Annotated in this window: 13 protein-coding genes and 1 pseudogene; 9 read left to right on the plus strand and 5 right to left on the minus strand. The window is 74.9% G+C overall.

What is annotated here, in order from left to right; translation table 11 throughout:
• Window positions 1-145 precede the first annotated feature (145 nt).
• The 3 genes and pseudogenes from VKZ81_RS03300 to VKZ81_RS03310 all read left to right on the plus strand — a co-directional run.
• Window positions 146-394, plus strand: a pseudogene (locus VKZ81_RS03300) (ABC transporter ATP-binding protein); the annotation flags it as partial.
• Between the two features lie 159 nt (window positions 395-553).
• A complete protein-coding gene (locus VKZ81_RS03305; RefSeq protein WP_324239887.1) occupies window positions 554-1,471 on the plus strand; it encodes a L,D-transpeptidase family protein in 918 nt (305 codons plus the stop codon).
• A 194-nt stretch (window positions 1,472-1,665) separates the two neighbouring features.
• Window positions 1,666-3,996, plus strand: coding sequence for a phosphotransferase (locus VKZ81_RS03310; RefSeq protein ID WP_324239888.1), 2,331 nt, complete (start codon window positions 1,666-1,668; stop codon window positions 3,994-3,996).
• Here the strand turns inward: VKZ81_RS03310 and VKZ81_RS03315 are convergent.
• On the minus strand, window positions 3,977-4,579 hold the full coding sequence (locus VKZ81_RS03315) for a TetR family transcriptional regulator (protein ID WP_324239889.1): 603 nt from the start codon (window positions 4,577-4,579) through the stop codon (window positions 3,977-3,979). The two genes, VKZ81_RS03310 and VKZ81_RS03315, sit on opposite strands and share 20 nt — an antisense overlap.
• Window positions 4,580-4,651: 72 nt before the next feature.
• Here VKZ81_RS03315 and VKZ81_RS03320 point away from each other — a divergent pair, with 72 nt between their 5' ends.
• Window positions 4,652-5,053: a hypothetical protein gene (locus tag VKZ81_RS03320; RefSeq protein ID WP_324239890.1), complete on the plus strand. Its 402-nt coding sequence runs from the start codon at window positions 4,652-4,654 to the stop codon at window positions 5,051-5,053.
• 15 nt (window positions 5,054-5,068) lie between these two features.
• Here VKZ81_RS03320 and VKZ81_RS03325 read toward each other — a convergent pair whose 3' ends face one another.
• The 3 genes from VKZ81_RS03325 to VKZ81_RS03335 form a co-directional block, all read right to left on the minus strand.
• Window positions 5,069-6,841, minus strand: coding sequence for a protein kinase domain-containing protein (locus VKZ81_RS03325; RefSeq protein WP_324239891.1), 1,773 nt, complete (start codon window positions 6,839-6,841; stop codon window positions 5,069-5,071).
• 76 nt (window positions 6,842-6,917) lie between these two features.
• Entirely contained in the window at window positions 6,918-8,546 is a 1,629-nt protein-coding gene (locus VKZ81_RS03330; RefSeq protein ID WP_324239892.1) for an amino acid permease, read from the minus strand.
• Between the two features lie 60 nt (window positions 8,547-8,606).
• Complete coding sequence (locus tag VKZ81_RS03335) at window positions 8,607-9,443, minus strand: tetratricopeptide repeat protein (RefSeq protein ID WP_324239893.1); 837 nt, start codon at window positions 9,441-9,443, stop codon at window positions 8,607-8,609.
• A gap of 29 nt (window positions 9,444-9,472) precedes the next feature.
• On the opposite strand from VKZ81_RS03335, the gene VKZ81_RS03340 reads away from it, so the two are divergent.
• Window positions 9,473-10,204 (plus strand): LysM peptidoglycan-binding domain-containing protein, encoded by a 732-nt coding sequence (locus tag VKZ81_RS03340; protein WP_324239894.1) that lies wholly within the window; start codon window positions 9,473-9,475, stop codon window positions 10,202-10,204.
• 1,048 nt (window positions 10,205-11,252) lie between these two features.
• On the opposite strand, the gene VKZ81_RS03345 is transcribed toward VKZ81_RS03340, so the two are convergent.
• On the minus strand, window positions 11,253-12,467 hold the full coding sequence (locus VKZ81_RS03345; protein WP_324239895.1) for an MFS transporter: 1,215 nt from the start codon (window positions 12,465-12,467) through the stop codon (window positions 11,253-11,255).
• 228 nt (window positions 12,468-12,695) lie between these two features.
• Between VKZ81_RS03345 and VKZ81_RS03350 the strand changes: the two genes are divergently transcribed.
• The 4 genes from VKZ81_RS03350 (at window position 12,696) to VKZ81_RS03365 (ending at window position 17,360) form a co-directional block, all read left to right on the plus strand.
• On the plus strand, window positions 12,696-13,853 hold the full coding sequence (locus VKZ81_RS03350; protein WP_324239896.1) for a PucR family transcriptional regulator: 1,158 nt from the start codon (window positions 12,696-12,698) through the stop codon (window positions 13,851-13,853).
• 83 nt (window positions 13,854-13,936) lie between these two features.
• On the plus strand, window positions 13,937-15,031 hold the full coding sequence (gene pdhA / locus VKZ81_RS03355; RefSeq protein ID WP_324239897.1) for a pyruvate dehydrogenase (acetyl-transferring) E1 component subunit alpha: 1,095 nt from the start codon (window positions 13,937-13,939) through the stop codon (window positions 15,029-15,031).
• A 20-nt stretch (window positions 15,032-15,051) separates the two neighbouring features.
• On the plus strand, window positions 15,052-16,035 hold the full coding sequence (locus VKZ81_RS03360) for an alpha-ketoacid dehydrogenase subunit beta (protein ID WP_414709323.1): 984 nt from the start codon (window positions 15,052-15,054) through the stop codon (window positions 16,033-16,035).
• 17 nt (window positions 16,036-16,052) lie between these two features.
• Window positions 16,053-17,360: a dihydrolipoamide acetyltransferase family protein gene (locus tag VKZ81_RS03365; RefSeq protein WP_324239899.1), complete on the plus strand. Its 1,308-nt coding sequence runs from the start codon at window positions 16,053-16,055 to the stop codon at window positions 17,358-17,360.
• Window positions 17,361-17,497: the final 137 nt, after the last annotated feature.

Genomic DNA, 17,497 nt, shown 5'->3' on the forward strand with positions numbered 1-17,497 from the left:
CGCCGCGTCGCTGCACGCCTCGCTCGGGATGCCCACCCTGGCGCTCGGGCCGTACCTGCTGGGGCGGGCCGTCGACCACGGGATCGCCGACGGCGACGGGCCTGCGCTCGCCGCCTGGACCGGTGCGCTGCTCGCCGCGGGCGGCGCCACCGCCCTCCTCGACCCCGCCACCGCGCGCCGCACCGAACGGGCGCTCGCGGCCGCCCTCGCCGGGCGCACGGTCGTCGCCATCGCCCACCGGCTCCACACCGCTCGCGACGCCGACCGGGTGGCGGTGCTCGAGGGCGGGCGCCTGACCGAGCTCGGCACCCACGACGAGCTCGTCGCCCGCGGCGGGGCCTACGCGGCCCTGTGGCGGTCCTGGCACGGCCACCCCGATCGCTCGGCCGGGTGACACCGGCCCCGCCGCGGGGCCGATATGCGCGTCTCACGTGCACGCGTACCCGATGATCTCCACGATGCCGACCGGTGTCGGGGGCCGCGGTCGCACACGCCGTGGCGTTCGGCGCGTGCTCCCCGCTCCACGGTCGTTCGAGGACGCGAGGAGTACACGATGGCCACCCGCCCAGTCGCCGCCGAGGTCACCCGCACCCCCGTCCGGCTCGCGCTCGCCGTCGTGATCGCGGGCGGCCTCGCGCTCGCCGGCGCGTGCGGGAACCCGGCGGGGTCCCCGGACGCGCTGCCGCCCGCGGCCGCCCCCGCGGCGCCGACCACCGACGGCCCGGCTCCGTCGGCTCCCCCGACGTCGGGCCCGACCACCCCGGCCCCGTCGAGCACGGCCCCGTTCGACGACGCGCGGGCCGACCGCGGCGACCCGGACGACCCGGACGACCCGGACGACGGCGGGGAGCCGGACGGCGCCGAGGACGAGGAGGAGCTGCTGATGCTCGAGTCCTTCGGACCCGCGGTGGAGGAGCTCCAGCAGCGGCTGTCGGCGCTCGGCTACTGGCTCGGTGACGTCGACGGCCACTACGGGCAGCTCACCCGCCAGGCCGTGATGGCGTTCCAGAAGGCCGAGGGCCTGGACCGCGACGGGGTGGCCGGGCCCGACACGCGCGGGACGCTCGAGACCGCCTCCCGGCCCGAGCCGCGCTTCGCCGAGGGCGACCACCTCGAGGTCGACCTGGAGCGCCAGCTGCTGCTCGTGGTGCGCGACGGCCGGGTGCAGTGGGCGCTCAACACCTCGACCGGCAGCGGCGAGGCCTACAACCGGCCCTCCGGCGGCAGCGGCGTCGCCCGCACCCCGCGCGGCGAGTTCGAGATCGAGCGGCAGATCAACGGCGTGCGGCGGGCGGAGCTGGGCGTGCTCTACCGGCCCAAGTACTTCCACGGCGGCATCGCCGTGCACGGGTCCGGCAGCGTACCCGCCCACCCGGCGTCGCACGGCTGCGTGCGGCTGACCAACGCGGCCATGGATCTGCTGTGGTCGAGCGACGTGGCGCCGATCGGCACCGAGGTGCACGTGTACTGACACCCACCCGCCCACCGCGGCAGCCGGCGCGCCCGGCGATGCGCGCCCACCGGTCGGCGTCGGCCGGCCCGTTCGCCGGGCCCAGGAGCGGGACGTTGCGGACACTCGGGCAGGATGTGCGGCGGGCAACGGCCGTTTCGGTGTTGTCCACCTGGTGTTCACGTCGATGGGGTAAGGGCCCGGACCTTGGGGGCATGCAAGTGACGGTGGCGGTCGCGCGGGTGAAGGACCTGTTGCGTGGCTGGCGCGCGCCGCAGCACCGCGACGGGCTGGCGCTCGTGGTCAGCTCCGGGATGACGTCCGCGGTCGGGCTCCTGTACTGGGTGCTCGCCGCCCAGATGTTCCCGGCCGACGTCGTCGGCGTGAACGCGGTCGCGGTGTCGTCGCTCATGCTGGTCGGCGGCATCGCGCACCTGAACATGTCGCACGCGCTGCTGCGCTTCGTCCCCGTGGCGGGCCTGGCGGCCCGCAAGCTCGTCGCCCTCGGCTACCTCGTGGCCGTTGCGGTGTCCTCCCTCGCCGGGGCGGCGTTCGCGGTCGGGGCCGCCTGGTGGGCCCCGCAGCTGGTCGAGGTGGCCGGCTACGGCACCCTCATCGCGTTCTTCGCCGTGAGCTGCCCGGTCTGGACGCTGTTCGCCATCCAGGACTACGTCCTGACCGCCGTCGGGCGCGCCACCGCCGTGCCCATCGAGAACCTCGTCTTCTCGGTGCTCAAGATCGCCCTGCTCGTGGCGGTCACGCTCGCGGCGCTGCCCGGCGGCATCGCGGTGTCCTGGGTGGTCGCCACCGCCCTGATCGTGCTGCCGATCAACCTGTGGCTGCTCATCCGGCTGCTGCCCGCCCACGGCCGCAGGACCGCCGACCGGGCGGTGCCGATCACCGTAGGCGCCGTCGCCAAGTTCATGAGCGCCGACTACCTGGGCGCGCTGTTCTGGCAGGCCGCGATGATGGGCCTGCCGGTGCTCGTGCTGGGCCGCCTCGGCGCCGAGGCCGCGGCCGCCTACAACATGGTCTGGCAGTTCGGGCTGGCCCTGTACATGGTGCCGTCCGGGATGGGCCAGTCGATGATCGCGCACAGCGCGGCCGACCCCGGCCGGGTCGACCAGGCCCGCCGCGAGACCGTGCGCCGCGGGCTGGTGCTGGTGGCCCCGGTGGCGCTGGTGCTCGCCGTCGGCGCGCCGCTCGTGCTGTCGCTGTTCGGGCGGCACTACTCCGACACGGGCTCCGGCGCGCTCGCGCTCATCGCGCTGTCGGCGATCCCCAACGTGGTCACCGCGGCCGCCACCAGCACGGCACGGGTGCGCCAGCGCTCCGCCGTGCAGTTCGGGGTGCCGACCTCCCTGTCGGTGCTCACGATCGGGATCGCCTGGGTGCTCATGCCCCACCTGGGCGTGCTGGCCGTCGGGATCGCCTGGCTCACCGCCCAGTGCCTGATCGCGTCCATCGTGCTGCTCGCGAACGCCCCGTGGGTGCCCGGCCCGCTGGGGAGGTTCATGGACGGCCTGCGCAACTCGGCGCTGCTGCGCCGCGTCGGCGAGGACGGCCTGCGCCGCCTGGGCGTCCCGGCGGGCTGGGTCATCGGGCCCTGCATGGGCGGCGGCTCGGAGACGGTCGTGGTGAGCATCGGCCCGGCCGGCGAGCGCCGCGCCCTGCTGAAGGCCGCCGACACCGCGAACGGGCAGCAGGAGCTGCGCCAGCAGACCGCCGCGCTCGCCGCCCTGCACGCCGACCCGCGCCTGCAGCACTGGACGCCGCTCATCCCGCGCCTGCTCGGCGTCGCCGAGGTCGGCGACGCCTACTGCGTGACCGAGACGATGCTGCGCGGCGCCCCCGGCCCGGACGCCCTGGCCGACCCGGCGCGCCGCGGCCCGTTCCTGTCCAGCGCGGTCGCGGCGATCAGCGAGCTGCACCGGCAGACGGCCGAACTGCGCCGGGTCGGCGATGCGGAGCTCGACGCCTGGGTGCACCAGCCCGTCGAGGCGCTGTCGCGCACCCTCCCGGCGGGCCTGCGCGCGCAGGCGCAGCGGATGGCCGCGCTGCTCGACAGCCGCCTGCGCGGCCAGGTCGTGGGCGTCGGCTGGACCCACGGCGACTACCTGCCGGTCAACCTGCTGGCCGCCCCCAACGGCCGGGTCAGCGCCATCTTCGACTGGTGCACCGCGCGGCCCGACGGGCTGTCCGTGCTCGACGTCGCCACGTTCATGCCGATGGCGGAGGCGATGGCGGGCGAGGAGGAGCTCGGCCCGGTCGTGCTGCGCTGGCTCGGCGGCGTGCCGCGCGCCGAGGCCGAGGTCCTCGTCGGGTGCCAGACCGCGCTCGGCGGCAGCGTCATCGCCCCCGAGGTGCTCGTCCTGCTCGGCTGGCTCGACCACGTCGCGAGCTGCGTGTCCCGCTCGAACCGGATGGCCGCCAACCCGGTGTGGAACCGCCGCAACGTTCGCGTCGTGGTGCAGGACGCGGTGGAGCTGCTCGTGGGCCGGGAGGACCGGACCGGGCCGGTGACGGCTACGCGCGCAGCCCGTTGAGCATCCGCCGGATCGTCGTCGCGCACTCGTCGCGCACCGCCCTGCGCTCGGCGGGCGGGGCCTCCGCGATCATCCGGCCGGCCCCGCCGAGCAGGTGGAACACCAGCGTGCTGCTCGTGGCCGCGGGCACCGGGGCGAGCAGCCCCTCGGCGCGGGCGGCCGCGAGGAACCCGTCGATCAGCGCGTAGGCGTACTTCTGCTCGTAGTCCATCCAGCGGGCCCACCCGAGGGCGATCGGGCCCTCGAGCCAGCAGAGCCGGCCGTAGCGGTCCTCGCAGCACAGGTCGAGGAACGCGTCCAGGGCCGCCATGCCCGCTTCCCACGCGTTCGGCTGGCCGGCCGCCGCGGCGGCGACGCGCTGCGTCACGTCCTTCTCCTGCGCGTCGAACACCGCCTCGAACACGGCCTGCTTGCTCTCGAAGTGGTGGTAGACCGCACCCCGGGTGACCTGCGTGGCCACCGCGATGTCGTCCAACGACGTCCGCGCGTAACCGCGCTCGGCGAACATCGCCGTGGCCGTCTCCAGCAGCGCCGCGCGCGTGGCCTCCGAGTAGAGCTCACGACGGCTCTTCGGCCTTGACATGCTCGGAGTCTACGACATACTCGGTGTACGTACACAGAGTATGTAACCGTCGCAGCGCTGGAGACCGACGCGATGTCCTCGAAGTTCGCACTCACCCGCGAGGTGCTGGCCGAGGCCGCCCGCACGGGACGCCCGGAGATCACCCGCCGCGACGAGGTCGAGGCCGCGTTCGGCGGCGTCGAGCCGTTCCTGCTCGCGCTGCACCACCGGTGGCGCACGGCGCTGTTCGCACGCCTCGACGCGCTGATCGAGGACCCGCCGGACGACTTCGAGGGCGCGGTGGCGGCCGTCTGGGCCGACCCCGCGCTCGGTGGCCGCGGCCTGCGCGCGCTCCTGGACGCGCACGCCCACGTCCCGGCGCTCGCCGCCGCACAGGAGCGGGAGCGCAGCCTCGTGCGACGGACGCTCGGCGTCGAGCTCCCCGAGCGCGGTTCCCGCCCGGCCTGCCACGGGTGGCGGCGCGGCGCGGCCTGACCCGCCGCCGACCGGTCAGGGCGCGGCGGGCACCCGCTTGACCACCTCGGTGGCGATCTCGATGCCCCGCGGGCACGGGTCCGGGGGCGGCGGCGCGCCCGGCGGCGGGGCCGCCAGGTCGTACTTCACGATCAGCAGCTCGGCCGCCGGGTAGCCGCGCTTGTCGGTGTAGGGCCGGTGCATGATCGTGATGTCGCACCCGGCGCCGTCCTCGTCCCTGCGGGCGGCCGCCTCGCGCCCCTCGATCGTCACGGGGTTGCCCGCGTCGCGCCCGATGCCGCCGCGGTTGCGGTCGAACTCGACCTCGACCGACGACCCGACGGCCGCGTTCTCCCAGCGGCACGCCCAGCCGGCGAAGCCGGGGGCGGCCTCGGCGGTCTCCAGGCCCGGCACGGTGGCGACCGTCCCGCGGTCCAGCAGCCCGCACGCGTCGACCAGGGCCAGCGACCCGGGGTCGAACGGCCCCGAGCGGCGCGGCACCGGGCCCGCGGCGAGCACCGCGAGCGCGCTGTCGGTGGCCACATCGGCCATCGGGCACGGCTCCGGCAGCGGGCCGCGCACCGGCCGGGCGAGGATGCGGATGTCGTAGCCGTCGGTCAGGCGGATCGTGCGGGCGCAGTCCTCGCCGACCTGGTCGGCCCGCACGATGACCAGCCCGTCGCGTTCCTCGGGCACCCCCTGGGGCAGGTTCGGGCCCGACCGGGCGAACCACAGCTGCACGGTCGAGCGGTTCTCCCCGGTGTCGATCGTGACGTCGCAGCGGTCGAAGTTGCCGAACTCGGCCTCCAGCAGGGTGTCGCCGAAGCGGTCGAGCGGCTCGGGCGGCAACAACCCGCACGGGTCGGCCGTGGCCGGGTCGCCGAGCGACGGACCCGACGGCGCCGCGACGTCGAGGGCGGCCGGCGCCGGGCGCAGCCACACGACCAGCCCGGCGGCCACCGCGACCACGACGGCCACGGCGACCGCGATGAGCGGCCACCGCCGCCCTCCGCGCACGCCGGGCCCGGACGCCGCGTTCTCCGCGACCTCCGCGAGCAGGTGCGCGGCCTCCGCCGCGGTGGGCCGCTCGCGCGGCCTGCTCTCGAGCATCCGCATGAGCACCGGGCCGAGCCCGCCCGCCCGGCGCGGCGGCTCGACGACGCCCTTGCGCGCCGCGGCGCGGATCTGCTCGGCGTCGCCGTCGCCCCACGGGGAGCGGCCCTCCACGGCCTCGTACAGCGACGCCGCGAGCGAGAACACGTCGGCCTGCGGCCCGGGCGCGAGCCCGTTGGCCACCTCGGGGGCCATGTACTTCGACGCGTCGCCGCGCGGCGTGCCGAACCCGGTGACCGTCACGTGGTCGCCGCCGCCGACGAGGATGTTGCGCGGCGTCAGCGCCCGGTGCACGACGCCGAGCGCGGGCGAGTGGGCGTACGCCAGCGCCGCGGCCGCCTCCGCGCCGATCGCCGCCACCCGGCCGGGCGCCAGCGGGCCGGCCGCGGCGAGCCCGACGAGGCTCGGTGCCGACACGAACTTCGAGATCAGCCAGTCCGCGCCCTCGTGCGCGACGACCCCGAGCACCGGGGCGATGTTGGGGTGGTCCAGGAGCGAGGCGATCGCGATGTCGGTCCGCACCTGCTCGCGGTGGGCGTCGCGTTCGTCCGCCGGGAGATCGGGCATCGGGACGCGCTCGAGCAGCACGATCATGCCCGTTTCCTGATCGGTGGCGCGCCACGCCTCGCCCGTGCCGGGGGCGCTCGCCTCGGCGTCGAGGCGGTAGCGCCCGGCGATCAGGTCACCTCGCTCCACGGTTCCCCCCGCACGCTTCCGAATCCGCCGAACGGTAGCTGATGGATCGTGCGTGCGGTGCGGCGGCCCGCGCGCGTCAGTAGGGCCGGACCGGTTGCCGCACCTGCTGCTGCGGGTGGGCCTGGGGGTACTGCGGGTGCTGGCCCGGGTGCTGTGGCATCGGCGGGGTGGGCTCCACCGGCGCCCGCGCCTCGCGCACCGGGCCGGTGAACCACTTGCGGGCCGACAGCAGGTACCAGCCGCCGAACAGCAGCAGCGAGCCACCCACCGTCAGCGGGGCGTAGTTGACCGCCTCCCAGGTGAAGTCCTCGGCGCCCGGGATGCCCTGGGGCGACAGCGGCATCAGGAACAGCACGCACATCACCGCGATCCAGGCGACCGCGAGCCGCGAGACCCACTTGTAGTGCTTGCCGAGGCTCCACGCCCCCGGCTCGAAGGAATCCCCCGCCCTGATCCGCAGGACGATCGGCAGCCCGAAGGCGATGTAGAGCCCGATCACGGCGACCGAGGTGCCGACCGCGTAGCCGACGACGCCGTTGGCCAGGGTGGGCAGCATCAGCGCCCACGCCGCGACGACGATCGCGATCACCGCGTTGACCGGCACCCGGTTCGCCCCGACCCGGCGCCACAGGCGGGAGAACGGCACCGCGCGGTCGCGGGAGAACGCGAACATCATCCGGGACGCGGACGTCACCGACGCCGAGCCGCAGAACAGCTGCGCGATCACGACGATGACCAGCATGAACTCGGCCCACGCCTCGTTGGTGGCCTCGGACCAGATGTAGACCACCGCCATCCCGGCCGCGTCGAGCACGCCCTGCACGTCCGGCACCGCGAACGTCACCGCGACCAGCAGCACGAAGCCGAACGCGACCGACGCGACGACGGCCCAGATCATGCCCAGCGCCACGGCGCGTGACGCCCCGCGGGTCTCCTCGCTCATGTGCGCCGAGGCGTCGTAGCCGGTGACCGTGTACTGCGCCATCAGCAGGCCGATGCCGAAGACGAACCAGATGCTCGAGTCGGAGAACCCGGAGTTGTTGATCACCTCGCCGAACACGAACGCGGGCGACTGGTGCTCGGTCGGCACGATCATCAGGATCACGACGATCAGCGCGACGCCCGCCATGTGCCACCAGGCCGACAGCGTGTTGAGCCGCGACAGCAGGTTCACGTTCATCAGGTTGAGCGCCAGCTGACCGGCCGCGATCACCGTGAAGACGATGAAGATCGTGGTCGAGTCCGTGCCGACCACGCTCGGGAACCACAGGTTCAGAAGCGCCGTCGTGAACGTCGCCGAGCCGTACTGGATGGCCGCGGTCACCGCGATCTGGCCGATGAGGTTGAACCAGCCGGTGAACCAGCCCCACGCGGGCCCGCCGAGCTTCGACGCCCAGAAGTACAGGGCGCCCGCGGTGGGCATCGAGGAGGCGATCTCGCCCATCGCCATGGCCACGAGCACGCAGAAGCAGCCGACGAGCAGCCAGCCCCACGTGATCGCGACCGGGCCTCCGTTGTTGAACGCCAGGTAGTACGACGTCAGGCAGCCCGCGAGGACCGAGATGATCGTGAAGGAGATCGAGAAGTTGGAGAACCCGCCCATCTGGCGGTACAGCACCTGCGAGTAACCCAGGCGCAGCAGCAGCGCCTCGTCGCTGCGCGCCGTCTCGCGTTCCCGGTTCAGGTAGGCGGCGGGGGTGGACATGCTCGGGGGCCTCGGTTCGTCTGTCGTGGGGAGCTGTTCTGGGGAGCGGTTCCGGGGTGGCTAGCCCTCGCGGCGGGTCATGCCGATGGCTTCGGCGCACTCGACGAGGGCGGTCAGGTGGGGGTGGCGCGGGGGGAGCGCCTGTTCGGCGTCCTGCACCGCCGCGCTGAGCAGCGCGGTGGCCGCCTCGAGGTCACCGGCCGCGGCCTGGGCCCGCGCCAGGCCCATCCGCGAGGTGATCGTGTCGGGGTGGGCGGGGCCGAGCACCCGCCTGCGCTGGGCGGTGACCTGGCCGGACAGCTCGACCGCGTCGTCCACGTCACCGGCGAGCCGGTAGGCGACGGCGAGGGCGTCGCGGGCGGTCAGGGTGCGCGGGTCCTCGTCGCCGAGCACCCGCGAGCGGTCGGCCACGTTCTCGGCGATCAGGTTGATGCCCTCCCGCCGCTTGCCCGCCGACACCCGGGCGACGCCGAGGTTGCCCGCGACCGTCAGCGTGGCGTGGTGGTCGCGGCCGAACAGCGCGCGGCACCCGCGCAGCGTGTCCTCGAACAGCGCGGCGGCTTCCTTCGCGTTCCCGGCCGTGAACAACGCCGCCGCACGCGCGTTGCGTGCGGCGAGCTCGTGGGCCCGATCGACGGAGCCGGCCCGTTCGGGTGGGCCACCCCGATCGGATGCACCGGTGCGCACAGGCGGCCGCGATCCGTCCCGGACGGCGGAGTCACCCTCCGTCTCGCTGGACCACCAGGGCATCAAAAACCCCCATCGAAAGGTCAAGGCCGCCACGGTGCGTGACGACCACTCGGCCGAACGTGGAGAGTCAACCGGATCACGCGACGGCGACGCAACCGACCCCCACTGAATGTGACCACCGTCCGCGGGAACCGACCCGGCACCCATCGCCCGATCGAGCGATGCAGAATACGCGCGTGCACCAGCCCGATCACGAGCGGTTACGCCGCGAGCTCGAGTCCGCGGCCGAGGAAGCGCGCTCGCAGGCCGGCGAACGGCGCGTGATCACCGGCAGGCAGGCGGTGATCGGGGTGCTCGCCGCCGTCCCGATCGCGGCCGCCGTGATCGCGGCGGTCGCCGCCGCCCGGACCGAGCCGCAGCCCGCCACGCCCGCCGCACCGGACGGGCCATCCGCGGCCGAGCCGGCGGTGCCATCCCCGGCCGAGCCATCCCCGGCGGAGCCATCCCCGGCCGTGCCATCCCCGGCGGAGCCGGCGGCGCCACCGCCGCCGTCACCCCGGCCGGCGGCCCCGCGCGCGCCCGCCGCGTCGTCGGGGCCCGACGTCCCCCCGCGGGCCGAGCCGGCCCGGCCCGGGCCGGGTCGGCCCGCCCCGGCGCCCGACGTCGACCGCCCGACCACGCACACCGTGCAGCCCGGGGAGACGCTCGCCCGGATCGCGCTGCGCTACCAGGTGCCGATCGAGCAGATCGCCGAGCAGAACGCCATCGCCGACCCCGACGTGATCCGGGCGGGCGACACCCTCCAGATCCGCCCGGCGCCCGCGAACGAGATCGTGATCCCCCAGGGCGCCACGCTCACCGGCCTGGCGTCCCGGCTCGGGGTGACGGTCTCCCACCTGCTGCGCCTCAACCCGCACATCATCGACGAGGACAAGATCGTCGCGGGCGGCCGGCTGCGCATCGCGTAGCGGCTCACGGCAGCCGGAAATCGGGCGCGCTCCCCGCCACCTGCGGCTCAACGTGCGACGACCGGCGATGCCGGGCGGGGCACGGGCCAGGGGGCATGGACTCGAGCGGGGGAAGCAGCGGCCTGCGGTACGCGGCGCAGCCGCTCACCCAGGTGGCGGCCACCGGGCGAGTCGCGGTCTGGGTGTCGGCGAGTCGCGGTCTGGGTGTCGGCGAGTCGCGCTCCGGCTGCGGGCGAGTCGCGGTGTGGGTGTCGGCGAGTCGCGGGATGCGTGCGGGGAGGTCGCGGGCTCTGAGGCCGCACGTCCCAGTCGGCAGACCACATCCCCCGACTGCTCCGCCGTGCCCTGAGCCGCCACCGAGTCCTCGCCGTTGGTTGCCCACGCGCTCGTGGCCCCTTTCCTCCCCGTTGTCGATGCGCGGGTGAGGCAGGGTCAATCCCGAGCAAACCACTGTCCACCCTCACGAGCGATCGCGGCCCGAAGCGGATCGATACCCGGGAAAGACGGCAGCGGCGCCGCCCCTCGGCGTCTCCCGTGGGCGCTCGCAACGAGGATTCCGCCCGGATCTGCCGATTTTCGCGGCGAAGCACGCCTCGAGCGCGCCTACGTGCATCCTCCCGATCACGGGGGATCGCACGCCCCCGCGGGCAATGGGGAACAGGCATGATCGTGCTCCGGATTCGCACCGTGTTCAACGCGTTGATGCTCATGCTCGGCATGCTGCTCGCCATGGGCTTGATGCTGAGCTCTGCCATCGGCCGAGTAGACGCAGCAGACGGCACTGCCGCCGTCACCGTCACGCCCGACGTGACCGTCGCTAGGCGACGCGATCGAGCACGGCGACGAAGCGGCGCTCGGACAGGCGGGCACCGTCCCGTTCACCTGCCGCGGGTTCACGATCCACGCAGCCGGCATCCGCATCGAGAGCCCGAGCCATCGAAAACGCTTCTGGCGGCGTCCGACCTGAACGGACGGCTCTCGCGGAATCCGCACCAGCCGTCCGGTGACATCGCGCACGCACGAACGGCAGGCCGCGCCGAAACAGCCCCTACCGCCGCGGCACCGTCCCGACCGCCAGCACCGCGGCGACCACGGAGAGGACCGCGAGCAGCACGAACACCGGCGGGTACCCGCCCATCACCTCCGACAACGCCGCACCCGCCCACGGCGCGAGCGCGGTGGCGATCGTCGACGGGGCGAGGAAGACCCCGTTGAGCCGGCCGTAGTGGGCGGAGCCCCAGCGGTCGCTGACCGCGGTGGCCTGCAGCAGCGTCAGCACACCCCGGGCGGCGCCGGCGAGCACGGCGGCGGCCACGAGCGCGCCCACGGGGCCGGGCAGCAGCCCGAACAGGGCGGTGGTGGCGGCGAGGGCGGCGAGGATCAGGACCGACCGCGTCCGGACCCCCGTACGCGCCGCCAGCGGGGTGTAGCCGAGCCGCCCCGCCACCTGGCCGAGTCCGCCGAGCCCGAGCGCCCACGCGGCCGCGGTCGTGGACGCGCCGCGCTCGATCAGCAGCGGCACCTGGTTCACGACCACCGCGAACGCGGTGAACGTGCCGAGCGCGACGGCCGCGACGAGGAGCAGGAACGGCGCGCTGCGCGAGATCGTCGCCGGGGCGGGGCCCGGCACGCCCGCCCGCGCCGCCGGGTCCGGGGCGGCGGGCCACGGCCCGCGCAGCCCGAACAGGTGCGCGGGCACCGTGAGCACGGCCAGCACCACCGCGAGGACGAGGTAGGACTGCCGCCAGCTCAGGTGCGCGCTCAGCGCGGCGGTGAGCGGCGCGAAGATCGTGCTCGACAGGCCGGCCAGCAGCGTGAGCGCGGTCAGCGCGGTGACCCGCCGCGGGCCCCACCAGCGCGTCAGCGCGGCGAACGCGGGCGGGTAGAGCACGCCCGCCATCGCCAGCCCGGCCACCGCCCACGCGGCGAAGAACCACGCCACCGTCGGCGCGCAGGCGATCCCGACGACGGCAGGCGCGGCGATCACCGACCCGCACGTCATGACCCGGCGCGGCCCGAACCGGTCCAGCCACCGCCCCGCCGGGATCCCCACCAGCGCCGCGACGACCAGGCCGAGGGAGAACGCCGCGGTGATCGTGCCGACCGACCAGCCGGTGTCGGCCACGATGGCCGGGGCGAGTACCGGGAACGCGTAGTAGAGCACGCCCCAACTGACGATCTCGGTGCCGCACAGCACCACCAGCACGCGGCGCAGCCCGCCCCGGCTCATCGTGTCGACGCCGCCGGCCACCCCAGGCCCCATCGGCCCAGGCTGCATCAGCCGTCGGCGCCGCGCAGCACCCACACCGCGACTCCCGCACACCCACACCGCGACTCGCCCCCAGCCGGACCGCGACTCGCCCACGCCCAGACCGCGACTCGCCGACACCCACACCGCGACTCGCCCACGCCCGGACCGCGACTCGGCCGCAGCCGGAGCGCGGCTCGCGGGTGCACGCGTGCCGGAGGCCGGTCGGTACCGTCTGAGCCCGTGGAAGGTCCGTTGTCGAGCGTCGCGACCGCGTGGCTGCCCGACGTCGACGTTCTGACCGACCGGCTCGTCACGGCCGTCTTCACCGACCACCCGGCCTGGACCGACTACCGCAACGTCCCGCCCGACGACCTGCGCGACGGCTGCCGCCGCTACCTCACCCGGGTCCTGGAGCTGCTCGTCGGTGGCACCGCGGGGATCACCGACGACGACCCGGTCGCGGGCGCGATCGGCAGGCAGCGGGCCGAGCAGGGCGTGCCGCTCGAGGTGATGCTGCGGACCTTCCGCCTGGGCGGCCGGGTGGTCTGGGAGGCCCTGCTCGAGCGCACCGGCGAGGTCGCGCCCGCCGACCTCGGCGCCGCCGCCACCGCGATGTGGACCGTGGTCGACGGGCTGTCGTCGGCGCTGTCCACGTCCTACCGTCGGGCGGAGGCCGAGCAGCTGCGGCGCGACGACCAGCGCAGGCACGCGCTGCTGGAGGAGGTCGTGGCCGGCGGCACCACCGGCCAGCGGGTGGCCGACCAGCTCGACCTTCCCCTCGGGGGCGCCTACCTCGTGGTGGTCGCCGACCTCGACCCGGACGGCAAGGCCGCCCTGCCCAACCCGCAGACGGCGCTCGGCGCGCTCGGCATCCGGTCGGTGTGGCACGTCCGCACCGAGACCACCGTCGGCCTCATCCCCCTCGACGGCCACGACCCGGCGTTCGTGCTGGCCAAGCTGCGGGCCCTCGCCCGCGGCCGGGGCGCCGCCGCCCGCACCGACGACGGCCTCGCCGGGGTCGCCGCCGCCCACCGGCTCGCGGTGCTCGCCTTGGGCACCCTGCCCAGGCGCACCGCGGCGGTGGTGGAGATCTCCGACCGCTACGCCGAGGCGCTGCTGCTGCGCTCCCCCGAGCTGCGCCGGCGCATCGTCGACGACTGGCTCGGCCCGGTGCTGCGCCTGCCGCCCCGCGAGCGGGACGTCCTGCTGCAGACGCTCACCGCCTGGCTGGAGGCCGACCGGTCGGCCGGCGTGGCCGCCGACCGGCTCTACTGCCATCGCAACACGGTGCTCAACCGGCTGCACCGCGCGTCGACGCTCATCGGGCACCCGCTCACCGGGCGGCAGGCCTACGTCGAGCTGTCGCTCGCGCTCTCCGCGCTCGAGCTGCCCGCCTGATTGGGCGATCTGCCCAATCGGCGGGCCCCAGCGCTGGGCACTGGATCATGGTGCCGCGACCCGGCCGGGACGAGGCTGGGCCCGTGGCAACGACGACACCGCGGACGACCCCGCGGACGGCCCCGCGAACGACCTCGGGCAGGCGGCGCAGGCAGGCGGATCCGCTCGCCGCGGAGGATCCCGACGTCCTGCGCGGCTGGTACCGGCAGATGGTGCTCATCCGCCGCTTCGAGGAGCGCGCCGCCCAGGGCTACACCCGCGCCGAGATCGGCGGCTACTGCCACCTCAACCTCGGCGAGGAGGCCACCGTCGTCGGCCTGCTCGCCGCGATGCGCCCGGACGACTACCTGTTCACCAACTACCGCGAGCACGGCTACGCGATCGCCAAGGGCATCGAGCCCGGCCGCGTGATGGCCGAGCTCTACGGTCGCACCACCGGTACGTCCAAGGGCTGGGGCGGGTCGATGCACCTGTACGACGCCGCCGCCCGGATGCTCGGCGGCTACGGCATCGTCGGCGGCCAGGTCCCGCTCGCCACCGGCGCCGCGCTCGCCATCGACTACCGCGGCGGCGACGAGGTGGTGGTCTGCCAGATGGGCGACGGCACCACCAACATCGGCGCGTTCCACGAGGCGCTCAACATCGCCGCGCTGTGGAACCTGCCGATCGTCTACGTCGTGGTGAACAACGGCCTCGGCATGGGCACCACCGTGGAGCGCTCGTCGGCCGAGCCCGAGCTGTACAAGCGGGCCTCCGCCTACCGCATGCACGGCGAGCGGGTGGACGGCACCGACGTCCTCGCCGTGCGGGACGCCGCGCGCCGGCTCGTCGAGCGGGCCCGCACCGAGGGCAAGCCTGCCCTCCTGGAGGCGGTGAGCGCGCGGCTGAAGGGCCACTCGGTGGTGGACCCGGCGCGCTACCGCACGTCGTCCGACGTGGAGGCCGCCCGCGCCGCCGACCCGATCGCCCGCTTCCGCGCCGCGCTGCTCGCCGCGGGCGTCGCCGACGAGGACGCGCTCACCGCGCTCGAGGAGCAGGCGCGCGGCGAGGCCGACGAGGCCGTGGCGTTCGCCGCCTCGAGCCCGCACCCGGACGTCTCCACCCTGTTCGACCACACCTACGCCACCCCCGTGGCCAACGAGTCGCGCCGCCTCCCGGCGGACGCCCTCTACCGCTGAGGAAGCCCACCGTGCCCGTGATGACCTACCGCGAGGCCCTCCGCAGCACCCTGCGCGAGGAGATGCTGCGCGACGACGACGTCTTCCTGATCGGGGAGGAGATCGGCGTCTTCGAGGGTTCCTACAAGATCACCGCCGGGCTGCTCGCCGAGTTCGGCGAGAAGCGCGTGCGCGACACCCCGATCGCCGAGGAGGGCTTCGTCGGCGCCGCGATCGGCGCGGCGATGCTCGGGCTGCGCCCGGTCGTGGAGATCATGACGATCAACTTCTCGCTGATCGCGCTCGACCAGATCGTCAACCACGCCGCGAAGGTCTACGGGATGTTCGGCGGCCAGACCCCGGTGCCGATGGTCATCCGCACGCCGGGCGGGGGCGGCCAGCAGCTCGGGGCCACCCACTCGCAGAACATCGAGCTGTACTACGCGTTCGTGCCCGGCCTGAAGGTGGTGGCGCCGAGCACGCCCGCCGACGCCAAGGCGCTGCTGCGGGCCGCGATCCGCGACGACGACCCGGTGCTGTTCCTGGAGAACCTCGCGCTCTACAACGTCAAGGGCGAGGTGCCCGACGACCTGCCCGACGCCGAGATCGGCCGCGCCGCGGTGACCCGGGAGGGCAGCGACGTCACGATCGTCGGCTACTCCCGCATGGCCGCCGTGGCCGCCGAGGTGGCCGAGCGGCTCGCCGAGGACGGGATCTCCGCCGAGGTGGTCGACCTGCGCAGCCTGCGCCCGCTCGACCGCGACACGATCGTGGCGTCGGCGCGCAAGACCGGCTGCGCCGTCGTGGCCGAGGACGACTGGCTCACCTACGGCATCGGCGCCGAGATCGCCGCGACGATCTCCGACGGCGCCTTCGACCACCTCGACGCCCCCGTGCGGCGCGTCGCCGCCGCGGAGGTGCCGCTGCCGTACGCCAAGCCGCTCGAGCGGGCCGCGCTCCCCTCGGCCGACTCGCTGCTGACCGCCGTGCGGGAGACCCTCGCCGCCGTCGGCCGCCTCCCCTGACCCCACGAGGACCTGCGATGCCCGAGATCACCATGCCCCGCCTGTCCGACACGATGGAGTCGGGCGTCATCGCCACCTGGCACAAGCACGTCGGGGACCCCGTCCACGCGGGCGACGTCATCGCCGACATCGAGACCGACAAGGCGATCATGGAGCTGGAGGCCTACGAGGACGGCGTGCTCGAGCGCATCCTCGTCGGCGAGGGCGAGAGCGCCCCGATCGGCGCGCCCATCGGGGTGCTCGGTGACGGCACCGGCGCCACCGCCGACGCCGGCGACGAGCCGCCCGCCGGCACCGGGACCGGCACCGCCGAGGCCCCTGCCGCACCGCCCGCCAACCCCGCCCCACCGGCGCCCGCCCCGGCCCCGCCGGCGGACCGGCGCCCGCCGGCCTCGCCGCTGGCCCGCCGGCTCGCCCGGGAACGCGGCGTCGACCTCGCCACCGTGCGCGGCACCGGCCCCAACGGGCGGGTGATCCGCGCCGACATCGAGGCCGCGGCCGCCGCCCAGCAGGCGGCCCAGCCGACCGGGACAGCACAGCCGGCTCAACCGGCACAGGCCGCGCCGGCACCCGCCGAGACCCCGGGGCCGGCCGCACCCGCGGCGCCGCCGACGCAGGACGCCGGGGCGGACGACGACGTCGAGGTGCTCCCCCTGCCCCGGATGCGCCAGGTCGCCGCCGAGCGCCTCACCCGCAGCAAGCAGGAGGCGCCGCACATCTACCTGACCCGCGCCGTCGACGTCACCGAGCTGCTCGCGCTGCGCGGCAGGCTCAACGAGACCCTCGCGGCGGCCGGCGGGCCCAAGGTCAGCGTCAACGACCTCGTGATCAAGGCCGTCGCCGGCGCGCTGCGCGCCCACCCGGAGATCAACGTCTCCTACGCGGGCGACTCGGTGCGCCGCCACCGGCGGGTGCACGTCGGCGTCGCCGTGGCGGTCGAGTCGGGCCTGCTGGTGCCCGTCGTGCGCGACGCCGACCGCATGAGCGTCTCGGAGATCGCCGCGCGGACCCGCGACCTCGCGACGCGCGCCCGCGACCGCAAGCTGCGGGCCGACGAGATGACCGGCAGCACGTTCACGGTGTCGAACCTGGGGATGTACGGCATCGAGCAGTTCACCGCCGTGATCAACCCGCCCGAGGCGGCCATCCTCGCCGTGGGCGCCGCCACCGAGGAGATCCGCCCCCGCGACGGGGAGCCCGTCGTCCGGTCGATCATGCGGCTCACCCTGTCGTGCGACCACCGGGTCGTCGACGGCGCCGTCGGCGCCGCCTTCCTGCAGACCCTCGCCGCCGTGCTGGAGGCCCCGCTGCGGATCATCGCCTGAGCGTCCCCCGGACGGGGCCCTCCGGTGATCCGCCCTCGGCGCCCCGGGCATCATCGTTGCGGAGCGCGTGCGGTTGGAAGCACGCCGGAGCGATCGGGGAATCTGTGGTTCAGGTCCGCAACTCGCCGCCCGCTGCG

It is taken from the genome of Pseudonocardia sp. (assembly GCF_035305885.1).
Lineage (GTDB): Bacteria > Actinomycetota > Actinomycetes > Mycobacteriales > Pseudonocardiaceae > Pseudonocardia.

Excerpts from the sequence above, each read along its gene's own strand:
- VKZ81_RS03305 (WP_324239887.1), top strand. The coding sequence starts at position 554 with ATGGCCACCCGCCCAGTCGCCGCCGAGGTCACCCGCACCCCCGTCCGG.
- VKZ81_RS03310 (WP_324239888.1), top strand. The coding sequence starts at position 1,666 with ATGCAAGTGACGGTGGCGGTCGCGCGGGTGAAGGACCTGTTGCGTGGC.
- VKZ81_RS03315 (WP_324239889.1), bottom strand. The coding sequence starts at position 4,579 with ATGTCAAGGCCGAAGAGCCGTCGTGAGCTCTACTCGGAGGCCACGCGC.
- VKZ81_RS03320 (WP_324239890.1), top strand. The coding sequence starts at position 4,652 with ATGTCCTCGAAGTTCGCACTCACCCGCGAGGTGCTGGCCGAGGCCGCC.
- VKZ81_RS03330 (WP_324239892.1), bottom strand. The coding sequence starts at position 8,546 with ATGTCCACCCCCGCCGCCTACCTGAACCGGGAACGCGAGACGGCGCGC.
- VKZ81_RS03335 (WP_324239893.1), bottom strand. The coding sequence starts at position 9,443 with ATGGGTGCCGGGTCGGTTCCCGCGGACGGTGGTCACATTCAGTGGGGG.
- VKZ81_RS03345 (WP_324239895.1), bottom strand. The coding sequence starts at position 12,467 with ATGGGGCCTGGGGTGGCCGGCGGCGTCGACACGATGAGCCGGGGCGGG.
- VKZ81_RS03360 (WP_414709323.1), top strand. The coding sequence starts at position 15,052 with ATGACCTACCGCGAGGCCCTCCGCAGCACCCTGCGCGAGGAGATGCTG.
- VKZ81_RS03365 (WP_324239899.1), top strand. The coding sequence starts at position 16,053 with ATGCCCGAGATCACCATGCCCCGCCTGTCCGACACGATGGAGTCGGGC.